General features: G+C 63.5%; 17 protein-coding genes. 7 read left to right on the forward strand and 10 right to left on the reverse strand.

All coding sequences use genetic code 11. The annotated features are described in order from the left end of the window. The first annotated feature begins 42 nt into the window (after positions 1-42). Positions 43-2232 (forward strand): heavy metal translocating P-type ATPase, encoded by a 2190-nt coding sequence (locus JOE69_RS09610; protein ID WP_309798180.1) that lies wholly within the window; start codon positions 43-45, stop codon positions 2230-2232. Here JOE69_RS09610 and JOE69_RS09615 read toward each other — a convergent pair. Continuing rightward, entirely contained in the window at positions 2182-3246 is a 1065-nt protein-coding gene (locus JOE69_RS09615) for an EamA family transporter (protein WP_309798182.1), read from the reverse strand. The two genes, JOE69_RS09610 and JOE69_RS09615, sit on opposite strands and share 51 nt — an antisense overlap. A gap of 132 nt (positions 3247-3378) precedes the next feature. Between JOE69_RS09615 and JOE69_RS09620 the strand changes: the two genes are divergently transcribed. Both JOE69_RS09620 and JOE69_RS09625 read left to right on the forward strand, forming a co-directional pair. Further along, the gene (locus JOE69_RS09620; RefSeq protein ID WP_309798183.1) at positions 3379-3918 is read left to right on the forward strand and encodes a CGNR zinc finger domain-containing protein; all 540 of its coding nucleotides are present in this window, start codon (positions 3379-3381) and stop codon (positions 3916-3918) included. 222 nt (positions 3919-4140) lie between these two features. After that, positions 4141-4398 (forward strand): hypothetical protein, encoded by a 258-nt coding sequence (locus JOE69_RS09625; RefSeq protein WP_309798184.1) that lies wholly within the window; start codon positions 4141-4143, stop codon positions 4396-4398. A gap of 93 nt (positions 4399-4491) precedes the next feature. Here JOE69_RS09625 and JOE69_RS09630 read toward each other — a convergent pair whose 3' ends face one another. The 5 genes from JOE69_RS09630 to JOE69_RS09650 form a co-directional block, all read right to left on the reverse strand. Beyond that, the gene (locus tag JOE69_RS09630; protein ID WP_309798185.1) at positions 4492-5400 is read right to left on the reverse strand and encodes a carbohydrate ABC transporter permease; all 909 of its coding nucleotides are present in this window, start codon (positions 5398-5400) and stop codon (positions 4492-4494) included. Continuing rightward, positions 5400-6389 carry a carbohydrate ABC transporter permease gene (locus JOE69_RS09635; RefSeq protein ID WP_309798188.1) on the reverse strand — a complete coding sequence of 330 codons (990 nt, stop codon included), beginning with the start codon at positions 6387-6389 and terminating at the stop codon, positions 5400-5402. The genes JOE69_RS09630 and JOE69_RS09635 overlap by 1 nt, the downstream gene beginning before the upstream one ends. Then, positions 6386-7798 (reverse strand): N-acetylglucosamine/diacetylchitobiose ABC transporter substrate-binding protein, encoded by a 1413-nt coding sequence (ngcE, locus tag JOE69_RS09640; RefSeq protein ID WP_309798190.1) that lies wholly within the window; start codon positions 7796-7798, stop codon positions 6386-6388. The genes JOE69_RS09635 and ngcE overlap by 4 nt, the downstream gene beginning before the upstream one ends. A 77-nt stretch (positions 7799-7875) precedes the next feature. Beyond that, entirely contained in the window at positions 7876-8658 is a 783-nt protein-coding gene (locus tag JOE69_RS09645) for a sugar isomerase domain-containing protein (protein WP_309798192.1), read from the reverse strand. Then, positions 8651-9628: a MurR/RpiR family transcriptional regulator gene (locus JOE69_RS09650; protein WP_309801244.1), complete on the reverse strand. Its 978-nt coding sequence runs from the start codon at positions 9626-9628 to the stop codon at positions 8651-8653. Before JOE69_RS09650 ends, JOE69_RS09645 begins: the two co-directional genes overlap by 8 nt. Positions 9629-9731: 103 nt before the next feature. On the opposite strand from JOE69_RS09650, the gene JOE69_RS09655 reads away from it, so the two are divergent. After that, positions 9732-10715, forward strand: a complete 984-nt coding sequence (locus JOE69_RS09655) for an N-acetylglucosamine kinase (RefSeq protein ID WP_309798194.1) — start codon at positions 9732-9734, stop codon at positions 10713-10715. Between the two features lie 71 nt (positions 10716-10786). On the opposite strand, the gene JOE69_RS09660 is transcribed toward JOE69_RS09655, so the two are convergent. The 3 genes from JOE69_RS09660 to JOE69_RS09670 form a co-directional block, all read right to left on the reverse strand. Next, positions 10787-11218, reverse strand: a complete 432-nt coding sequence (locus tag JOE69_RS09660; RefSeq protein WP_309798196.1) for a hypothetical protein — start codon at positions 11216-11218, stop codon at positions 10787-10789. A gap of 39 nt (positions 11219-11257) precedes the next feature. Then, positions 11258-11860 (reverse strand): hypothetical protein, encoded by a 603-nt coding sequence (locus JOE69_RS09665; protein WP_309798197.1) that lies wholly within the window; start codon positions 11858-11860, stop codon positions 11258-11260. Positions 11861-11950: 90 nt separating this feature from the next. Next, positions 11951-13297, reverse strand: a complete 1347-nt coding sequence (locus tag JOE69_RS09670) for an MATE family efflux transporter (RefSeq protein WP_309798202.1) — start codon at positions 13295-13297, stop codon at positions 11951-11953. Between the two features lie 51 nt (positions 13298-13348). Between JOE69_RS09670 and JOE69_RS09675 the strand changes: the two genes are divergently transcribed. Continuing rightward, entirely contained in the window at positions 13349-14101 is a 753-nt protein-coding gene (locus tag JOE69_RS09675) for a TOPRIM nucleotidyl transferase/hydrolase domain-containing protein (RefSeq protein ID WP_309798204.1), read from the forward strand. 21 nt (positions 14102-14122) lie between these two features. On the opposite strand, the gene dnaB is transcribed toward JOE69_RS09675, so the two are convergent. Beyond that, positions 14123-15508, reverse strand: coding sequence for a replicative DNA helicase (gene dnaB, locus JOE69_RS09680; RefSeq protein WP_296362588.1), 1386 nt, complete (start codon positions 15506-15508; stop codon positions 14123-14125). Positions 15509-15777: 269 nt separating this feature from the next. On the opposite strand from dnaB, the gene JOE69_RS09685 reads away from it, so the two are divergent. Both JOE69_RS09685 and JOE69_RS09690 read left to right on the forward strand, forming a co-directional pair. Then, positions 15778-16050 (forward strand): hypothetical protein, encoded by a 273-nt coding sequence (locus tag JOE69_RS09685; RefSeq protein ID WP_309798207.1) that lies wholly within the window; start codon positions 15778-15780, stop codon positions 16048-16050. Positions 16051-16082: 32 nt separating this feature from the next. Then, entirely contained in the window at positions 16083-16430 is a 348-nt protein-coding gene (locus tag JOE69_RS09690) for a hypothetical protein (protein WP_296362587.1), read from the forward strand. The last annotated feature ends 19 nt before the right edge of the window (positions 16431-16449 follow it).

Here is a 16449-nt window from a genome sequence, read left to right on the forward strand (position 1 = left end):
GACGCCGCGTCCCACACGTGCAGCCAGCACCGGAGGCAGCAGATGAAATCCCCCAGCACTTCAGAGCGGTTCGTCGACCTGGACATCCAGGGGATGACCTGCGCCTCCTGCGTCGCCCGGGTGGAGAAGAAACTCAACCGGATCGACGGCGTACAAGCGGTGGTGAACCTGCCCCTGGAGTCGGCCCGGGTGCAGGTGCCGGCGGGAATCAGCGACGCCGAGCTGCTGGCCGCGGTCGAAGCCACCGGCTACCGCGCCACCGTGCAGGCCGCGCGTCCGGACCGCGGGGAGCCGACCCCGCATTCCGGCGCCGCCGAGCTGCTGCCCCGGCTGCTGGTTGCCGGAATACTGACCCTGCCGGTATTCCTGATCTCGATGCTTCCGGTTTTGCAGTTCGCCCATTGGGGCTGGGTAGTGGCCGCCCTGTCCTTGCCCGTGGTGAGCTATTCCGCCTGGGGGTTCCACAAGGCCGCGGTGGCCAATGCCCGGCACCTCGCGTCGACCATGGACACCTTGGTCTCGATCGGGGTGAGCGCCGCCTACCTGTTCTCGCTCGGCGAGCTGCTGGCGAATCCGGCCCTCACCGCGCATGCCGGCATGGAGATGGCCGGCGCCGGGCACCCGGCGCTCTACTTCGAAGTCGCGGCGGTGGTCACCACGTTCTTGCTGCTGGGCCGCTACTTGGAAGCCCGGTCGAAAGCGAAAGCCGGCGACGCGCTGATGGCACTGTTGAACCTCGGCGCGAAGCACGCCACCGTGCTGCGGCACGGCGAGGAATTCAAGATCCCAGCCGAACAGCTGGCGGTCGGTGAGGTGTTCGTCGTCCGGCCGGGTGAGAAGCTGCCCGCCGACGGCGAAGTCCTGGAAGGCCATTCCGCCATTGACACGTCCTTGGTCACCGGGGAGTCGGTTCCGGTCGAGGTGGCGCCGGGCGACCCGGTCACAGGCGCCACGATCAACGCCTCGGGACGGATTCTGGTCCGCGCCACCCGGGTCGGCAGCGAGACGACCCTGGCCCAGATGGGCCGGCTGGTCAGTCAGGCGCAGAGTTCCAAGGCCCCGATCGCCAGGCTCGCCGATCGGATCAGTTCGGTCTTCGTGCCGGTGGTGCTCGGCATCGCCGTGCTCACCTTTGCACTCTGGTGGATCCTGAGCGGAGATCTACAAGCTGCTTTCACCGCCGCGGTGGCGGTACTGGTGATCGCCTGCCCTTGCGCCTTGGGTTTGGCGACTCCGGTGGCCCTGCTCGCCGGGACCGGCCGGGGCGCCCAACTGGGCATCCTGATCAAGGGGCCCCAAGTACTCGAAGACACCCGGACCGTGGACACCATCGTGCTCGACAAAACCGGCACCGTGACCAGTGGGCAGCTCGCCGTCAGCGCAGTGGAACCGGCAGCCGGAATGGACCGCGAGCAGCTCCTGGCCCTGGCCGGCGCCCTGGAGCAGGGCAGCGAACACCCGGTGGCCAAAGCGATCATCGCGGCCGCGGCCGGCCCGCTCAATCCGGTCACGGATTTCCAGGCGACCGCCGGTGGCGGCATCCGGGGCGCGGTGGCCGGCCGCGCGGTACTCGCCGGCACTGCGGATTTCCTAAAGCGCAACGGAGTAGCCGCCGGGGCGCCCAGCCAGGCCGTGGGCACCCAGTTCCAGGTGGCCGTCGGCGGTGTTTTCGCCGGAACCATCGTGCTCGCCGACTCCGTGAAGCCCGGCTCCGCTGCCGCGATCGAGAAATTGCGTGCCCTCGGCCTGCGCCCGCTGCTGCTCACCGGGGACAATGCCGGGAGCGCCGCGGAAGTCGCGGCCGCCGTCGGCATTCCGGCTGTCGACGTGCATGCCGGGGTACGGCCGGAAGGCAAGGTCGCCGTCGTACGCGGGCTCCAGGCCGGCGGCGCCACGGTCGCGATGGCCGGCGACGGTGTGAACGACGCCGCAGCATTGGCGCAAGCGGATCTGGGCATTGCCATGGGTTCCGGAACCGACGTCGCGATCGAAGCCGCAGACCTGACCGTCATGGGCAACGATCTGGCCCAGGTGGCCACCGCGATCGGCCTTTCCCGGGCCACCCTGCGAACCATCAAAGTGAACCTGTTCTGGGCGTTCGCCTACAACACTTTGGGCATTCCAGTGGCCGCACTCGGTCTGCTCAACCCGATGATCGCCGGCATCGCGATGGCCGCGAGTTCAGTCCTGGTGGTGGCCAACTCGCTGCGCTTGCGCAGCTTCGGCCGGTAATAGTTCTTCCCCCGCCGGGTTCCGGTCCGGCAATGCCGAAGCCTCCGGCGTCCACTCGGCTGCCGGATCGTGCCCCGCGTCCGGGCCCGCAGAGTCCGCCTGGCGCAGCTCGCCGACCCGGACCAGAACCACCCCGAGCACGATCAGGAGCCCACCCAGGAGCTGGATCGTGCGCGGCAATTCGGCCAACAGCAGCCAAGCCCAGAGCACCGCGAAGAGCACTTCCACGAGGGAAACGAAAGAGGCGATCCGAGTGCCCAAGCGACGCACGCCCATGATGCCGAAGACATAGGAGAACACCGTGCTCAGCAGCACCAAACCCAATAACGGCACCAGCCAGCTGACCCGCTGACCGGCGAAAACCACATCCGAGGTGCTCATGGTCAGCGGCATCAACCCGGTCAGGCCCAAGATGCCGATCAGCAGCGCGCCGAAGACCATTCCGCCACCGGCCATCAACACCGGCGGAACCACATCGTCCGCCCGGGCGGACATGATGAAGTAGAACGCGGAACAGACCGCCGCGGCCAGGCCCCAAAGCACCCCGACGACGTCGATCGACTGGCTGCCGTTCAGGTCGAGCACCAGGAACAAGCCGCCGATGGCGCTCAGCGCGCCCGCAATGGTCAACACCCGGGGGCTGCGCCGGGTCAACGCCCAGCTGTACAGCACCAGCAACACCGGGGAAAGGTATTCCAGCAGCAGCGCAACACCCACGGAGAGGTGCTGCACCGCGTTGAAGAAGAACAATTGGCACAAAGCGATCGGCACCATGCCGTATACCGCGATCCGCCACAGCGATCCGCACACACTTGCCCATCGACGCACCAGGACGAAAACCACCGGGACCAGCATGACGATTGCAGCACCGCCGATCCGGCCCAGCGCGGCGGCTCCGGAGGACCAGCCGGATTCGAAGAGCGACTTCGCGAAGGTGCCGGAAAAGCCGAAGGCCGCAGCCGAAGCCAAAGCGAGTCCCAGACCGGACAACGCCGTGCGCGAAGTGGTGTTCATGGTCATCTCAAATATTCCGTCGTTTGATCCCGCGGCACGCCGCATCCTGCAGATTTCTTGAGCTACCGCTCATGTCATCAGCAAAGTGAGTTACGCTAATGACAATACGCTTTGTCTGAATCAGGAGCCAACATGGTCTTTGCTCATGACACGGAGGACGCGCTGCGCGGCGTCGCGGCCTTGGTCAACACCGGCGCGAATGCCGACTCCCTGCGCACATTCGACGAGCTGGACGAGTTCGTCCAAGCGCAGCAGTACAGCGGCTCCAGGACCCACGACGCGGCCGAATTGCGTGGCGTGCTGGCTTTGCGCAGCCGGCTCGCCGGGCTCTGGAGTGCCCCCGAGGACGTGATGGTGCAGGAAACCAACGCGATCCTGCGCGAAGCGAAAGCCCTGCCGCAATTGGTGAAGCACGACGGCTTGGATTGGCACCTGCACGCGACCGCACCGGAAGCGGAACTCGCCGTGCGGATCGGCGTCGAGGCAGCCATGGCGTTGACCGATGTGGTCCGGGCCGGCGAATTGGCGCGGCTGAGGATCTGCGCTGCGGAGGACTGCCACGCCGTGGTGCTGGATCTGTCCAAGAACCGTTCCCGCCGGTTCTGCGACACCGGCAACTGCGCGAACCGGACGCACGTGGCGGCCTACCGGGCCCGGAAGGCCTCCGCCTAGCCCCGCCGGCCCGTCCGCTTCCCTTTCTGCGAAAACAGCTGCGCCCGGGTTGCCCCGGGCAAGAAGCCAACTGTCCAACGTTGCCGCAAATTCACAGGTACAGTCACAGCCAATCACGCTTGTCCGGATAAACATCTTCACATAGACTCCAAAACATCGTTATTGATTACTAACTCGTCTTTAACGAATAAATGTTGCCTATTTTCGAAGAGGATATAGACAGTGAAGAAATTAATCAGAAATTCGATCGGCGCCGTTACAATTGCGGGAGCGATCGCTGGCGGCGCTCTACTCACCGCCCCTCTGGCCGGCGCACTCGCGCCTGGAACGTATTTCCTGCCTAACGAAAATGCTTGCTACGGCGCGCAGGACCGCATGGAACGAAGTGGATTCACGATTACCCAGCGTTGCACCTACAGCGGCCCGATGTTCCTTGGCTGGCGCACCGCGGACGGCCCGTGGCTGTTTGTGGCGAAATAGCTCGGCATACCCTTAAGGATTAATGCACTCTGGGTGGTGGCATCAACAATTGTTGATGCCACCACCCAGAGTGCATTAATTATTGATTGGAAGTTACTTCATCGTTCCCTGCGACACTGAACCTTGCAGCTGGCGTTGGAAGATGACATAGACGATCAGCACCGGGACTACGGTGATCACTACCGCGGCGAACAATGAGCCGTAGTTGACGTTGTAGTTCGCACCGGTCGCGAACGCGCCCAAAACTTGTGAAAGCAGTCGATTCTCCGGAACCCTGGCGTTCAAGGCCACGGCGAGCAGATATTGGTTCCACAAGCCCACGAAGTTCAGAATCGCCACGGATGCCAATCCAGGCCGCGCCATCGGCAGCATGACTTGGAAAAAGGTCCGCCACTCCCCGGCTCCGTCGATCGCAGCGGCTTCACCGATCTCGAAGGGCAGAGATTTGAAGAAGGAGAACAGGAAGAAGACCGTGAACGGGAGCGCGAACGAGACGAAGACCAGGATCAGCCCAAGATGGGTGCCCAAAAGGCCTAGACTCTGCAAGATTCCGAACAACGGAACAATGGCCAAAAAGATTGGAAACGTCAGACCAGCAAGCATTCCGATGTAGATGGCGCGACTGCCCCAGAACTTGAACCGCGCCAAGACGTAGGCGCACATTGAGCCAAGCAGCATCACCAGAACCAAGGAACAGCCGACGACGATGATCGTGCTGAGGAATGCCCCGCCGATCTTCGAATCCGTCCAGGCGTTCGCATAGTTCTCAAATCGCCAAACCTTGGGCAAGGCGAAGGGGGAGTCGAAAATCTCGGAGCTGGTCTTGAACGAGCTCAACAAAGTCCAGAGCAACGGCAGCACCACGATGACCGACCAGATCACCAAAATCGTGTGCGAAACGCCGCCAACGACCTTGTCCCCGGTGCTGGTCTTGGGCTTGCGCAGATCCAAAGCCCCTGATGCGGCCCGGGTTTTCGGCGGTGAAGTCAATTGAGCAGTCATCAGTACGAGGTGTCCTTACTTCCACCGGTGAGCTTGTTCACCAGGAAAACCAAGCCGGCAAAGCAAAGGGTCAACAGCGCTGCGATGACCGCCATGGCGCAAGCCAAGCCAAAACTGCCTTTTGTGAATGCCGTCCGCAACAGGTTCTGCGCCATCACCCAGGTTGAATTCTCTGGACCACCGTCAGGATTCAGTGCCGCCATGTAGACGAAGGCATCCAGAGCCAGGATTCCCATGTAGATGAAGGCCGTTTGTACATTGTCGCGAATCAACGGGATGGTGATCGAGACCGCCAATCGGAAGCGACCAGCACCGTCGATTCTGGCCGCTTCGTAGATCTCCGCCGGCACGCCTTTGATCGCCGCGATGAACAGCACCATGTAGAAGCCCACCAAGCCCCAGATGATGACGAAAATGCTGGCGCCCATCGCAGTGCTCGCCGAGCCCAGCCAATTCGAGCCCTCGATCCCGAATAGCCCGAGGATACTGTTCAACAGCCCGCCATTCGGGGTGTAGACCTGAGCCCAGATGATGCCGATGGCGATTGCCGGAATCACATAGGGGAAGAATGAGACCACCCGGTAGAAGCTTGAACCCTTCAGACCCCGGATCTGTCCCCGACTCGGCCCGCCAATGGTCACCATCGTGGAAAAGATCAAAGCGATGACGATCGTGACGATCGGCACGATGACCGCCAGAATCACGTTGTTCAGCAGGGCCTTCATGAACAGTTCGTCTTGGAAAACTTTGACAAAGTTGTCGAGCCCCACGAACGTGAAGTTCGTCGTAAAGCCGGACCAGTTGGTCAATGAATAGTAGATCGCCTGAACAAACGGGGAGACTACGAAAAACAAGTACAACGCCAGCGGCAAGCCCAGGAACACCAGGAAGAAACTCACCTTGTCCCAGGTGAGCTTCTTCCTGCCGCCACGGCGGGTGGCGACGTTGTCGTCGCCACCCGCCGATGGCTTCAATGGAACAGAAGTCACTTCACTTCAACCTTCGTCACCGACGAGTCGTTGCGGATCTTGTCGAAGATCTTTTGCGACTCGGAGGTCAGCGTCGCCACATCGGACTGCCCGTCCAAGAAGCTGTTCCACAGCGTGAGGAAGTCCTTGTTGGTGCCGTAGAAGTCATTGAAATTGAAAGTAAAGACTTTACTGCCGGCGGCTTCGATCATCTTGGTCTGCGAAACCAGCGCGGTGGAACCGAAACCGTCGGCCGGTACCGTGCCCTTGACGATGGTGGGCGCCAACTTGGTCTTGGCGAAGTTGGTAGCGGCGTCCTTCGACAGCATCGTGCGCAGCAGTTCCTTAGCGCCCGGCACGTTGTTTCCCTTGCTCGGAATCATGAACGGCTCGCCCGCTGCGCTGTGCAGCGTCTCGGCGGGCAGCTTGGAGTTCGCGGAAACCGTGAACGCCGGCACCCCGGCCATCTTGAAGTCCGCTTTGGTCTGGTCCTTCATTTCGTTTTCGATCCAGGAACCGGAAGGGTAGAGCAGGGCCTCTTGCTTATTGGCCCATTGCGCCTGTGCCACTTTGAAATCGGTGCCAGAGCCGCCGGGTACGAAGTAACCCTTCTGCACTGCCTCGGCGATCTTGTTGAACACGGCCTGGATAGCCGGGTGCGACCATGAATCGGCCTTGAGATTCTCCAGCGCGATCCGGACCTCGTCGCCGCCTTCCTTGACTGCTGAGCTGACCGCGAGTTCCATGTAGTAAGTTGCCGCCTGCTTGCCCCAAACGAAGAGCTTGATGCCTTTTTCTGCCGCCTTGGCGCCGAGTGCCAGAGCCTCGTCCCAGGTCTTCGGCGGAGTCCACCCATTGGCTTCGAAGAGCGAGCCGGAGTACCACACGGCATACACGGTGAGCGCATAGTTCAGGGCGACGAATTTTCCGCCGAAGGTGCCCGGAGCCGTCACGCCTTCATACAGCGTGTCCTTGATCGGGGTGCCTTCGAGGTTCTTGGCGTTGATCACCGAGTTGAGGTCTTCGAGCTGCTCCAGGATCGTGCTGATGCCGATTGACTTGGCACCGGAGTTGTCGAGCAAGTCCGGCGGGGTCCCGCCCGCGAAGCGGGGCTGGAGCTCTCCGGAGATGTCGGTTGACGGCGACACCTTGATGGTTACTCCGCCATGGGATTTCTTCACTACGTCGGCAGCGAACTGCACGTAGTCAATGCCGTATCCGCCGTCGAAGACTACCGCGTCGATGGTCGAGTTGTCCGCCAAACCGAACGGGTTCGAGTCGGATACGGTGCCAGTCTGGCCGCCCCCGGAGGTGCTGCCGCCGCCGGACGCGCAGGATGCCAGCGTGCCGCCGAGCGGGACCAGTACGGCTGCGGCGAGCGCGCCGCGCAGGAAGCCGCGCCGTTCAAAAGATTTGGTCTCGATAGTCATTTCTTGCCTTCCCTATATGGTGCGATTGTCATTGCTGTTGTGGCGCCATTGCACTGCCCGGGTCAATCGGGCCCAGCTCATGAAACCTGCCGGATTCGCTCGGCATAGAGGTCCTCCAGAGCATTGTTGTGTTCATCCCCGCCAGGGACGTTCGCCGAAATGTAGAACGGCGGGCGTTCCCCGGATTCGGCCAATTTCGCCGCAGTGCCGATGGTCAGCAACTGGGCGATGTAGGCCGCCGTCAACGAAGACACGGCCCCCACGCCGGTGCCGTCCGCTGTGGTCAAAGTGGTGTCGCCGAACGGCGCCAGGTTGTCGATCACGACGTCGGCCACTTCACTGAGCCGCTTGCCGCTGGAATGCTTGGGTTCTACCGCGTTGGTGTGCGCCAGGCTGGTCACCGCGATGAGTTTGTGGCCGCGGGCTTTCACGGCCAGGGCCAGCTCGACGATCGAACCGTTGACCCCGGAATTCGAAGCGATCAGGAACACGTCCCGCGGATCGATCGGGTAGAGCGAGAGCAGATCGCCGATCACCTCGGGGTTGCGCTCCAAAGCGGAGCCGGTGAGGATCTCCGGCTGGTACCCGCCGCGCAGCACCAGGGCCCGGAGGGTGATCCGGCTGGTCGGAATCAGCCCGCCGGCCCGGCCGGCGATTTCCATCGCGAAGGCCTCTGAGTGGCCGGTCCCGAATGCCTGGATCACGCCGCCGGCGCGCACCGCATCGGCGAACAGCTGGACAGCGGCGTCGAACCCGCCGGCGTCGGCGGTTTCCGCGAGCTGCGAAAGCCGGCTGGAGACCTGTTCGCTGAAGTCCTGCATCAAGGCTTTTTCTTCCGTGCGCCCAATGAGATCAGACAATGTTCTTCCTCTTTCGATCGACTGAATGCGGGGTCAGCCGAGCCATGTGCTCGGCTGCGGAAATCGCCCGGCCGGGCCGGCGATGCGGGGCCACCGCCATTGCCGAAGATGCCAGTTGCGCGGTCGCCCGGGGGAAATTCTCCTGCGCCACCAGCAAGTAGAGGAGGTCCATGGCCAGGAGTTGCACGTGTTTTGCCGAGAGGTCATCGGGCTGCAGGAACTGCTCGTGCACGCTGGTGGTGATTTGGAAGTCCGCCGATTCGGCCAGTGGAGAGTTCGGATTGTTGGTCAACGCCACGGTACTGGCACCGGCCAGGCCGGCCTGGCGCAGCATCTGGATGGTCTCCTCGGTGCGCCCGGTATTCGAGATGCCGATCGCGATGCACTCCGGATTCTGCAGCGATGCGCTGGTCAGGCCGGCGTGCACTTCGGTCCAATGATGCGTGGGGATGCCGATCCGATAGAGCCGGTTCTGCAGTTCCTTGGCCATCACCGCACTGCCCCCGATGCCGTAGATGTCCACGTGTTCGGCCAGGGCCAATCGCCGGGCGAGGTTTTTCATCAACCGCAGGTCGAGTACCGCGGCGGTCTCCTGCAAGGACCGGGTATGCGCATTCATCAGGGTGCTCAGTACGTCGCGCGGCGAATCATCCGGGCCGAAGGCCCGCCCGATGTCCGTTTTCCAAGACTCCCGGGCGTCGGAGCGGCCGACGTCGGAGGCGACACCGACTCGGAACGGCGCATAACCGGTGTAGCCGATCAAACGGCAGAATCTGGTCACGGTGGCTGCCGAGGTGCCGGTTTCATCGGCGAGTTCTTTGATCGAAAGCTCCAAGGGGGCCTGTGGCTTCTCGATCAAGAACCTGGCAATCTTGGACATCGCACCACTCATCTCGGGCAGACGCGCCTTGATCCGATTGACCACGCCCACCACGGAATCCACGGCGAAATGCGTCGCGGCGTTCCCCATAGTTTCCACGATGAAAATCCATTTCTTGCAAATGAGTGATGATGGAAAACTATTCTCATACACTCTTGTGTGTCAAGTCACAGAAGGTAAAAGGTAGGTTACAGTGGCACTTTTCCTGGCCGTGGATGCCGGCGGCACCTCGACCCGCGCAGCGGTCCTCGATCAGTTCGGCAATTGCCTCGGATTCGGCAAGGCCGGCCCTGGAAACCCTATTTCTTCAGGGGTGGAGCGGGCAACCGAGTCGGTAAGCGAAGCCTCCCGACAAGCTTTGGGTGAGCTTTCCGAGCCCCGGCCCGAGCTCCAGGGGGCCGCTTTGGCGATGGCCGGCGGCTCCGTCGAGGTGCCGCTCGACGGCATCCAGTCAACGCTTCGGGCACACGGCCTCCAGAATAAAGCGATGATCGAATCTGATCTTTTAGCTATGTATTTATCCGGAACTCATCATTCTGATGGTTTTGCATTGGTCTCCGGCACCGGAGCCATCTGCGCCCGGGTCGAGCAATTCGAAACCAGTCACGTGGCCGATGGCCTCGGTTGGCTGCTGGGCGACCAAGGTTCGGGGTATTGGATCGGCCATGAAGCAGTCCTCGCGGTCGCCGCCGCGCTGGACGGGCGGGCGCCGCGGACCATGCTGACCGGAGCGCTGCTGGAACAGCTGGCCGTGCCGCGCTCGGCTTTGCGCATCGAAGGCCGGCCAGCCGAGCTGCAGTCGTTCCTGTTGAAAATCTATGCGCTCCGGCCGATCCAACTCGCCGGCTTCGCCACCCTGGCGTTCGACGCCGCCGAACAAGGCGACCAGGTGGCCGCGGAAATCCTGCGCCGGGCCGGCCGGGCGCTGCTGCACAGCCTCGCCGCGGTCCGTCCGGAGGGAACCGCATTGCCCCTGGTGATCGGCGGCAGCATCCTGCGCGCCGGATCCCCGGTGCTGCAGACCGTGCAGGAAGCGCTCCCCGGCGTCGCGGTCACCCGGGTGGAGGACGGCTTGGCCGGGGCCGCCTCGATTGTGCTGCGACGCGCCGGCATCACCGTGGACGAAGCGGTGTTCACCCGGATCCGGGACAGCCTCGGCGGGCTCCGGAACCGCTGATCGGACAGCTCGATTCTGCATCGCGCCTCCGGCGCGTACGGTATTCCAATACGCGAAAAATTGCGGTCCGGTTAGCTGTACTCGGGCCGCGGCTTATCCTCCGGGCCAGGTGCCTGTGCAGCGGACTCCGACGGCTCGGCCGGCTCGGTCAGATCAGGCTCCACCGGTGAACTGGCCGGGGCCGGCTTTACCGACTTCTTCAACCGGTCTTCGGAGCGCAGGCTCACACCCGAGCCTTTGCCGAGATGATCGGCATTTTCCTTGTAGCTCATCGCGAGCATCGCGCACATCACCAGCGCCACCACGAAAGTGATGCCGAACGCGATCAGCCCGAGATCGAAGCGGACCACCCGGAGTTGGCCGTTGCTGGCGTCCCTTCCGGTACCGCCGGTAGCGACCACGGTAGTGATCACCGCGGCGATCAGGCCGAGCACTGCGGAGAAAACAAGCGGTCCCTTGACCGAGGTCCGCAGCTTCTTGCCGCTGCCTTCTTGGTCGGTCACGAGCGCTCCTTCAGAAATGTTGCTATTTGGGTACCGAACTTATTCTACGCCCGGTAGAGATTGTTTTCCGCCTCGACCGGCCGTACCGGACTGCATCGGCCGGGCGCCGTCGTGCCGGTAGCTGAGTGCGGCAAGGACCAGCACCACGCCGATGATCACGGCGGAGCCGCCAGTCACGCCGAGCGGCGCGCGCGGTGAACCGTTGGCCAGGACGAACAACAGGATTCCGGCCAGTGCGGCGACGCCGCCGGTGATCAGCCAATCCCGGCCCAACACCGTCTGCAGCCGGAACTTCAGCCCGAGCAGGATTTCCAGCACGCCGGAAAGCAACAGCCCGGCACCGAGCGCGAGTGCGATGGCCCCCGGGGCGACCAGCGCGAGGATTCCGCATGCCGCCAAGACAATGCTCTCGGTGCGCAGCAGCAAAGCAGACCCCTTGAGCCCGTGCTGTACCGCCAGATTGAGTGAAACCACCGCGATGCCGCTGAAAATCAGATAGATTCCGGCGACGAACGACGGCACATCCGGCCAAAAAACCGTCAACAATCCAAACCCCAAAGCGATCAGCGCCCGTAACAGCACAGGTTTCCACAAACCGGGTTCCGGCGTTGGCCGCCCGGCATCGGCGCGGTTCAAAGTCACTTCGTCTCCATCCGATGAGCTGCTTGCCGCTCCAGTCTATTCGGTTCCGGTACCTGGCCGCCGCCGCGGCCGGCGGGCCGGCCCGCCGGTTCAGGCGCCGGTCCGCTGCCAAGCGTCGGTACGGGCCCGCAGGCCCAGGCTCACCGCCCTTGCCAGCAGATAGCCGCCGGCGAAGGCGGCCCACAACCAGGCCAAGGCGGCTGGGCCTTCGACGCCTGAGCTTTCGACCCAGAACAGCAGCGGCAGATATCCGGCCAGGCAGAGCACGCCGACCAGCGCCAGATAACGGGCATCTCCGGCGCCGATCAGCACCCCGTCCAGGACGAACACGAATCCGGCAATCGGCTGGCCGAGCGCCAGCGCCAGCAAGGCGGCGGACAGCGCGGCATGCACGCCCCGGTCCGCAGTGAAGATCCAACCGACCCAGGGCGCAGCGAGGAATACCAGTGCACCGGTCAGCACGCCGAAGCCCAGGCCCCACAGCAGCATCTTCCGGGTCAGCGTACGCACCGCCACGAGGTTCCCCGCGCCCAGCTCCTTGCCGATCAGGGCCTGAGCGGCGATCGCCAAGGCATCGAGCGCGAAGGCCAGGAGGTTGAACACCGTCATCGCGATCTGGTGCGCGGCCAAATTCGCCGGCCCTTGCGAGGTCGCCAGCAGCACGGTGGCCAGAATCGCGATCCGCAGGCTGAGCGTGCGCAGCAGCAGCCAGCCGCCGACCGAAGTCAGGTTGAGCACGGCCTTCCACTGCGGCGCCAGACTCAGCTTCTCCCGCCGGGCCGCGCGGACCACGATCACCAGGTACACCGCAGCCATCAGCCACTGGACGATCGAGGTGCCGATCGCCGAACCGGCCACCCCCCATCCGACCGGGTAGACCAGAAGCCAGTTCAGTCCCGCGTTGAGCGCGAAGCCGGCCGCGGCGACGTACAGCGGCGTCCGGGTATCCTGCAGCCCGCGCAGCACTCCGGTGGCCGCGAGCACCAAGAGCATCGCGGGGATCCCGGGCAGCGAAAAGCGCAGATAGCTGCCCGCTTCCGCCAAGACCTGGCCCTGCGCGCCCATCGCCGTGAGCAATGGCTCAATGCTGAAAATACCCACGACTGCCAATGCGAGGCCCAAGACCAGGGCCAGCCACATGCCGTCCCGGCCGACCGCGATCGCATCCCGGTGCCGGCCCGCGCCGATCAGCCGCGCAACGGCCGGGGTCGTCGAATACGCCAGGAAGACCAGCAAACCGACCGCAGTCTGCAGCAGTGTGGCGGCCAGGCCGACGCCGGCCAGTTGGTTGACCCCCAGGTGGCCCACGATCGCCGAATCGGCGATCAGGAAAAGCGGCTCGGCGATCAAGGCTCCGAAAGCCGGAACGGCCAATCTCAGGATCTGCGCATTGCTGCCGCGGCGGGGCGCGGCCAATCCGGTCGGTTCGGCGGGCACAGCTGAAGTTTACCCGCCGATTCGAGCCCGGGAGGTGCAAGACTGAGTGCCATGGAAAGCCCAGCTGGAATCCCGTTACGCGGACCAGCGCGCCCGACGCCGGTGCAGCACCCGTCCATGAACCAGTTCAGCGCGGCCGCAATCAGCTGGGCGAGCGCCGGCGGAGCGGCTGGACCCGCGCAGCGCGTAGCCCGGCAGTTGAGCTCCGACTCCGGGGTGCGCTCCGTGGTGCTGGTCGAGGGTGCCAGCGACCAGGCCGCCGTCGAAGCCCTGGCACTGCGGCACGGCCGGGATTTCGAGACGGAGCGGATCGCCGTGATTCCGATGGGCGGGGTGACCAATATTGCGAAGTTCAGCGCCCTACTCGGTCCGGAAGGGTTGGGACTGACCCTGGCCGGTCTCTGCGATCTGGGCGAAGCCCGGTATTTCCGCCGCGCCTTGGCGCGGGCCTATCCCGCTGCGGCCGAGCGCGGACCGGACTGGATGCAGCGGCTGGGCTTCTTCATCTGCGATACCGATCTGGAAGTGGAGTTGATCCGCGCGCTGGGCGTCGACCGGGTACAGCAGGTGATCGCGGAACAGGGCGATCTGCGCCCATGGCAGACCCTGCAGCAACAACCGGCGCAACAAGGCCGCAGCATCGAACAGCAATTGCACCGTTTCATGGGCACTACGAGCGGGCGCAAGATCCATTACGGGGCGGTCTTGGTCGAAGCGCTCGATCCCGCCCAGGTGCCGGCACCGTTGGCCGGCTTGCTCGATTTCCTCGGCGTAGCGGACCGCCCGGCCGGTCCGGTTGGCTGACAGCTGCCAGCTCAGACGGGATCAGTAAGCCCCGCCGGCATTGTCCGGCGCCATGTTGGAGAACCTCGAATAGTGCCCTTGGAAGCCGACCACGATGGTCTTGGTGGGGCCGTTACGGTGTTTCGCGATGATCACGTCCGCCTCACCGGCCCGGGAGGACTCTTTGTCGTAGATGTCCTCGCGGTGCAGCAGGATCACCATGTCCGCGTCCTGCTCGATGGATCCGGACTCACGCAGATCGGAGACCATCGGCTTCTTGTCCGTGCGCTGCTCGGAACCACGGTTCAGCTGGGACAGCGCGATCACCGGTACGCCGAGCTCTTTCGCCAGCAGTTTGAGCGCGCGGGAGAATTCGGAGACTTCCTGCTGCCGCGACTCGACCCTTTTGCCCGAAGACATCAGCTGCAGATAGTCCAAGACCACGAGTTTGAGATCGTGCTGCTGCTTGAGCCGACGGCACTTGGCCCGGATTTCCATCAGCGACATGTTCGGGCTGTCGTCGATGAACAGCGGGGCTTCGTTGAGCGGACCCATCACTTTGGCGATTTTGGCCCACTGCTCGTCTTTCACCGTGCCCTTGCGCAGGTCCTGCAACTGGATCGTGGCTTCCGCGCTCATCAGACGCATCGCGATTTCGGTCCGGCTCATTTCCAGGGAGAAGAACACCGTGGCCATTTTGTGCTTGATCGCCGCCGATCGGGCGATGTCCAGCGCGAAAGTGGATTTGCCGACTGCCGGACGGGCCGCGATCACGATCATCTGGCCCGGATGCAAGCCGTGCGTGAGTTCATCGAGGTCGTAGAACCCGGTGGGCACGCCGATCATGCCTTCGCCGCGATGCCCTGCCGCTTCGATCTCGTCCATCGCGGATTCCATCACTTCGCCCAGCGCAACATAGTCTTCCGCAGACCGGCGTTCTGCCACTGCGAAGATCTCGGCCTGGGCGGCGTTGACGATGTCCTCGACCTCGCCGTCGTTGCCGTATCCGAGCTGCACGATTTTGGTACCGGCATTGACCAAGCGGCGCAAAACCGCCCGCTCGGCGACGATCTGGGCGTAAAAACCGGCATTCGCCGCGGTCGGCACGGATTGGATCAGTTGATGCAGATAGGCCGGACCGCCCACCTTCGAGATCTCGCCGCGCTTGGTCAATTCATCCGAGACGGTGACCGCGTCGGCCGGCTCGCCACGGCCATAGAGATCCAGCACCGCTTCGTAGATGCTCTCATGCGCGGGCCGGTAGAAATCCTGCCCCCGGAGGACTTCGACCACATCCGCAATCGCGTCCTTGGACAACAGCATGCCGCCCAACACGCTTTGTTCGGCAACCAGGTCCTGCGGTGGCGTCCGCGCGAATTCCGGCTCTCGCAACGACGCGACGTCCGCTTGCTGATCCGCTACCGACATCGACGCTCTCTCTCCACAAAAATCTCATGACCGCCGGCCCGGTTGCGATCGGCATCGCGGCCGGCGGATCTTTACTCAATTGTGCCGCTGCACTCCGACAATATTGGGTAACCCCCAGGCGTACCGCGCGCAGCGGAGCACCTGGCGCACGCTGCGCGGATCGAATCTTCCGAACCGCAGAACCTGTCCGTAGCGGGGCTTCACCGGGGGGTACCTCGCAACGTTAGACGCTGTGCCGGTCAACGCCAAGCCGCCTTGTGGCTCTACTTGTGGATAACTTGTGGATACTGCGGCGTGTTGTGTGCACAGGCTGGGGACAAGGTTGTGGACAGAAAGATTTTTTTCCACAAATAGTTGCTCTGACCTGCTGTTTTGCTAATCACACGCTGTGGAGGAAAAGAAGTTTTTCGGAAACCTTCATCCACAGCTTGCATGTTGACAACCTCACGGAATTGCGCATGCAGGGCGATCCTGGCCCGCTCGGCATCGAGGATGATGTGATGGATGTCACTGCGACCGCAGGTCTCCCGCGCGATCGCTAGGCACCGGCGATTCTGCGCACTAAGCTCGGTTCATGGATTGGTTGATCGTAGTCATCATTGGCATTGCCGGGCTCGCGATCTTGATCTGGGCATTGCGGGTCGGCCGAGGCAAGGGGGCCCAGCTCTCCGACGCGGACGTGTATCTGCGCGGACTCACCGCGAAATCGCACAGCTCCAAAGTCTCGGCACCGCAGAATCTGACCTCGGCGCAGTCCACCGCCGCGTACACCCAAGCCCCTGCGGCCCAGCTTCCACCGCATATCCATGCCCAGGCGCAAGCCATGGTCCGCGCCGGTCAGAAGATCCAGGCGATCAAATTGATCCGGCAGTCGACCGGCTGGGACCTGGCCACCTCGAAACGATTCGCCGACAATCTCTGAACCGGCCGAAGGGGTCTGC

Source organism: Arthrobacter russicus, assembly GCF_031454135.1.
GTDB classification, from domain to species: Bacteria; Actinomycetota; Actinomycetes; order Actinomycetales; family Micrococcaceae; genus Renibacterium; species Renibacterium russicum.